The 4,184-nt window shown below is 63.5% G+C and carries 5 protein-coding genes; all 5 read right to left on the bottom strand.

The features are described from left to right. Positions 1 to 201 (bottom strand): NifU N-terminal domain-containing protein (locus EOA22_RS26075; RefSeq protein ID WP_206521336.1); only part of this gene is annotated, 201 nt, incomplete at its 3' end. Between the two features lie 189 nt (positions 202 to 390). Next, positions 391 to 882, bottom strand: a complete 492-nt coding sequence (locus EOA22_RS26070; protein WP_013528063.1) for a universal stress protein — start codon at positions 880 to 882, stop codon at positions 391 to 393. A gap of 92 nt (positions 883 to 974) precedes the next feature. Beyond that, on the bottom strand, positions 975 to 2,042 hold the full coding sequence (gene trpS / locus EOA22_RS26065) for a tryptophan--tRNA ligase (protein ID WP_013528062.1): 1,068 nt from the start codon (positions 2,040 to 2,042) through the stop codon (positions 975 to 977). A gap of 170 nt (positions 2,043 to 2,212) precedes the next feature. After that, entirely contained in the window at positions 2,213 to 3,820 is a 1,608-nt protein-coding gene (murJ, locus tag EOA22_RS26060) for a murein biosynthesis integral membrane protein MurJ (protein WP_013528061.1), read from the bottom strand. A 46-nt stretch (positions 3,821 to 3,866) separates the two neighbouring features. Continuing rightward, positions 3,867 to 4,184 (bottom strand): ACT domain-containing protein (locus EOA22_RS26055; RefSeq protein WP_127390312.1); only part of this gene is annotated, 318 nt, incomplete at its 5' end.

The raw sequence follows: 4,184 nt of genomic DNA, 5'->3' as shown, positions 1-4,184 counted from the left end.
ATCCTTGGTCACGGTGATGAAGTCATAGCCGAAGAAAACGCCGGTGACGCCAGGAATTTCGAACAGCCGGCCGGCCAGCGGCGAGGCGACGGCGGCGCTGTCGGCATCGCGGAAATCGGCGGTGCCTTCCACAAGCACTTCCTTGCCGGGCAGGAATTTCAGCGTCGCCGGGTTTGGCGTCGATTCGGTCTGGATGAACATGGCCGTCTCCGTGCCCGGTTGGGCATCTAGTTTGGAACAATTCTAAATAGGCTCAATTGGCTGGACATTCAAGCGAAACGCATCGCCGGAATGGCTGGCTGGCGGAATGTTTTTTGCGCGCCCCTGGGACGCGCCCGAAGGTGTGTTGAGATTCAGGTCAGGCCGGCATCACCTGAAAATCAGCACACCTCAGGCCAGGCTGTCTATTTCCTCGTCCGAAAGGTTCTGCGGCACGACAGTCACCGGGATCGGGAAGGCGGCACCCTTGCCGGCCACGGCGCCGACCAGCGGTCCCGGGCCTTCCTTGCCCGCACCGGCGGCCAGCACCAGGATGGCGATGTCCTGGTCTTCCTCGATCAATTTGTGAATCTCTTCCGTCGGCTTGCCTTCGCGGACCACCATCTCGGGCTCGATGCCGAGCTTCTGGCGCACCTTGTTGGCATAGCTGTCGAGTGCGGCGCGCGCCGTGGCGTTAGCTTCCTCGCGCATGATCTTCTCGACACCCAGCCAATGCTGGAAATCGTCCGGCACGATGACATAGAGCAGCACCAGCGTGCCGCTGGTGCTCTGCGCCCGTTTCGAGGCATAGGCGACGGCACGCTCGCATTCCGGCGTGTCGTCGATGATCGTCAGGAATTTCCTGCGATGGCCGGCTTCGCGGCTGAGGCGTTTGGAGACCATGTCTATCTACTCGGTGTCTTGCGGCGCAATCTGCCACTGCGGCGGACCGGCGGCAAGCCGCCGGCCTTGTGCCAGTGCACCCGATGTCGCGATCAGCCCTGCAGCAGGCCGATAATGTCGCGCACCGTCTTCATCGTCGCTTCGGCCAGCACGCCGGCGCGCTCGCCGCCGTCCTTGAGCACCGCGTCGACATAGGCGCGGTCATCCGAAATGCGGCGCATCTCGCTGGCGATCGGCGCCAGTTTTTCCACAGCAAGATCGGCCAAGGCCGGCTTGAACACGGAAAACTGCTGGCCGGCGAATTGCTTGAGCACATCCGCCTTCGACATCTCGGCGAGACCCGCATAGATGCCGACCAGGTTTTCTGCCTCGGGCCGGCCGGCCAGGCCATCCAGCTCGCTCGGCAACGCTTCCGGATCGGTCTTGGCCTTGCGGATCTTCTTCGAGATGTCATCGGCGTCGTCGGTCAGGTTGATGCGCGACAGATCAGACGGGTCCGATTTGGACATCTTCTTGGAGCCGTCGCGCAGCGACATGATGCGCGCCGCCGGCCCGCCGATGACCGGCTCGGTCAGCGGGAAATAGCCGTTCACGGTCTCTTCGCCGACCTGCATCTCGACGCCGACGCCGAGCGCTGCGATACGGTCGGAGAAGTCGTTGTTGAATTTCTGCGCGATGTCGCGGGTGAGCTCCAGATGTTGTTTCTGGTCCTCACCGACAGGGACGTGGGTGGCACGGTAGAGCAGGATGTCGGCAGCCATCAGCGAGGGATAGGCGAGCAGGCCGAGCGAGGCATTCTCGCGGTCCTTGCCGGCCTTGTCCTTGAACTGCGTCATGCGGTTCATCCAGCCGATGCGCGCCACGCAATTGAAGATCCAGGCAAGCTCGGCGTGCTGCATGACCCGTGACTGGTTGAAGACGATGTGCTTCTTCGGATCGATGCCGGAGGCCAGGAACGCCGCAGTGATCGACCGCGTCTGGTCGGCCAGGTCTTCATAAACGAGTTGGGCTGTCAGCGAATGCAGGTCGACGACGCAATAGATGCAATCGGAGGTGTCCTGCAGGGCAACGAATTTCTTGATGGCGCCGAGATAATTGCCGAGATGCAGATTGCCGGTCGGCTGGACACCGGAAAAGACGAGTGGCTTGAAGGCGGTCATGATTGTCCTCATGGCTTGTGGAGGGCCGTATAAGCGTGATTCCGAAAAGTTGCAGACTTTTCGGAGCCAATCACGCGGCTGGAAACCGCGCGCGGCGAAAGTCTTGCGACGGCGCGCTTATGGACGAAGACGGCGCTGCGATCAAGACGGCGCTGCGAGCGTGTCGGGCGCTACTCGTCCAGGTCGGTCTTTGCGATCGGTGGCGCCGACTTGCCAGATCCCCGCTTGACGTTGCGACGGATCATGCCGAAATCGGCGCCGCCGGTGGCAAACGCCGTGATGAAGTACAGCAGCGCCCCACCCGCGACCAGCGACAGCAGCGTCGTCGCCTTGACCACCAGCGGCGAGCCGGGCCCGAGCCTGACGGCGAACCAATGCTCGGCAAAATAGAGCGCTGCCCCCATCACGATAGCCGACAGCACCAGACGTGGAATGCGCTTCATCAGCGGCACGTCGCGGCCCCAGTGGCCGCGCCGGATCAGGACGCCGAGCAGCATCACCGCGTTGACCCAGCCGGCGACGGCCGAGGCCACCGCGATGCCGGGCGCGCCCATCCGTGGAAACAGCGTCAGCGCCGTGGTGACGTTCACCGCCACCGAGATGGCGGCAAAGATCATCGGAGTACGCGTGTCCTCTCGGGCGAAATAGCCCGGCGTGAATGCCTTGATCAGCACGAAGGCCGGGAGGCCGAGGCCGAAGATCGCCAGGATCGCCGCCACCGTTGGCGTCGAGCCGTTGGCGGCGAACGCGCCGCGCTCATAGACCAGCCGTACGATCGGCTCCGACATCACCCAGAGTGCGGCGGCTGCCGGCAGCGTCAGGAACAGTGTGAACTCGACCGAGCGGTTTTGCAGATTGGCCGCCTCGATCAGATTGCCCGACTTCAGCGCGCGCGACAGTTCGGGCAACAGCACGATGGCGACCGCGACACCGACCACGCCGAGCGGCAACTGGTAGATGCGGTCGGCATAGGCGAGCGAGGACACCGCGCTGTTCTGCGCCGAGGCGATCGCCGTGCCGATCAGCTGGTTGATCTGTGTGATGCCGCCGGTGATGGCCGCCGGCAGCGCCAGGATCAGCAGCCGCTTGACCGCGGGCGTCATTCTGGGACGGCGAAAGCCGATCGAGATGCCGGCATGGCGCACTGCCACCCAGACGATCGCCAGCTGCACCAGTCCGGCGGCAAGCACGCCCCAGGACAGCCCGTAGCCGACTGTGAGGGCATCCGAGCCCTTGTACCAGGCATAGGCGAGCACGCCGATCAGGATGATGTTGAGGAACACCGGCGCCACGGCGGCGGCGAAATAGCGGCGCAGCGAATTCAGCATGCCCGCCATCATCGCGCCCAACGACATGCAGATCAGATAGGGGAACATGATCGTCGCCAGCGTCACCGTGGTGTCGAACTTCCCCGGCGTGCCGGCAAAACCCGGCGCCACCAGATAGCGCACGATCAGCGGCATCGACAATTCCATGATGATGGTCAGCGCCAGCAGCGCCGTGAACAGCACGCCGAACACTTCCTCGGAAAAGCGCTTGGCGCCTTCGGTGCCGTGGGTCTCGATCTCCTTGGCGAACAGCGGCACGAAGGCGGCGTTGAAGGCGCCCTCGGCAAACAGCCGGCGAAAGGTGTTGGGAAACTGGAAGGCGGCGTTGAAGGCATCGGCGACCGGTCCGGTGCCGAGTGCGGCGGCCATCAGCATCTCGCGGCCGAAACCGAGCGCGCGGCTCATCAGCGTGCCGGAAGCGACCGTTGCGAATTTCTTGACGAGGCTCATGCTTTTGGGAACTGCCTGCGGAATTGGGACAAAGTGATGGTCGTTGTCACTCGGCCGCCGCCCTGGACTTGCCGCCGCGTTCGGACACGATGCCTTCGAGCGTTGCCATCAGCCGATTGCGGATGGTGGCGATGCGGGCCGGGTTATCTATCTTCTGGCCAGTGAGATCGGTGACATAGAAAGTGTCGATGACCTTTTCGCCGAAGGTGGTGATGTGGGCCGATGCGATGTCAAGCGACAGGTCGGAAAGCGTTCCGGTGATCTCCGACAGCAGCCCAGGCCGGTCGAGGCCCTCGACCTCGATGACCGAAAAACGATTCGACAGCGTGTTGCGGATTTCGGCACGCGGCGGGATCTTGAACAC

This window comes from Mesorhizobium sp. M7A.F.Ca.US.014.04.1.1 (assembly GCF_003998745.1).
Classification (GTDB): Bacteria; Pseudomonadota; Alphaproteobacteria; order Rhizobiales; family Rhizobiaceae; genus Mesorhizobium; species Mesorhizobium ciceri.
Note: the sequence above shows the minus strand (reverse complement) of the source record. Positions and strands in the feature narration are given on the sequence as shown.

Excerpts from the sequence above, each read along its gene's own strand:
- murJ (WP_013528061.1), bottom strand. The coding sequence starts at position 3,820 with ATGAGCCTCGTCAAGAAATTCGCAACGGTCGCTTCCGGCACGCTGATG.
- trpS (WP_013528062.1), bottom strand. The coding sequence starts at position 2,042 with ATGACCGCCTTCAAGCCACTCGTCTTTTCCGGTGTCCAGCCGACCGGC.
- EOA22_RS26070 (WP_013528063.1), bottom strand. The coding sequence starts at position 882 with ATGGTCTCCAAACGCCTCAGCCGCGAAGCCGGCCATCGCAGGAAATTC.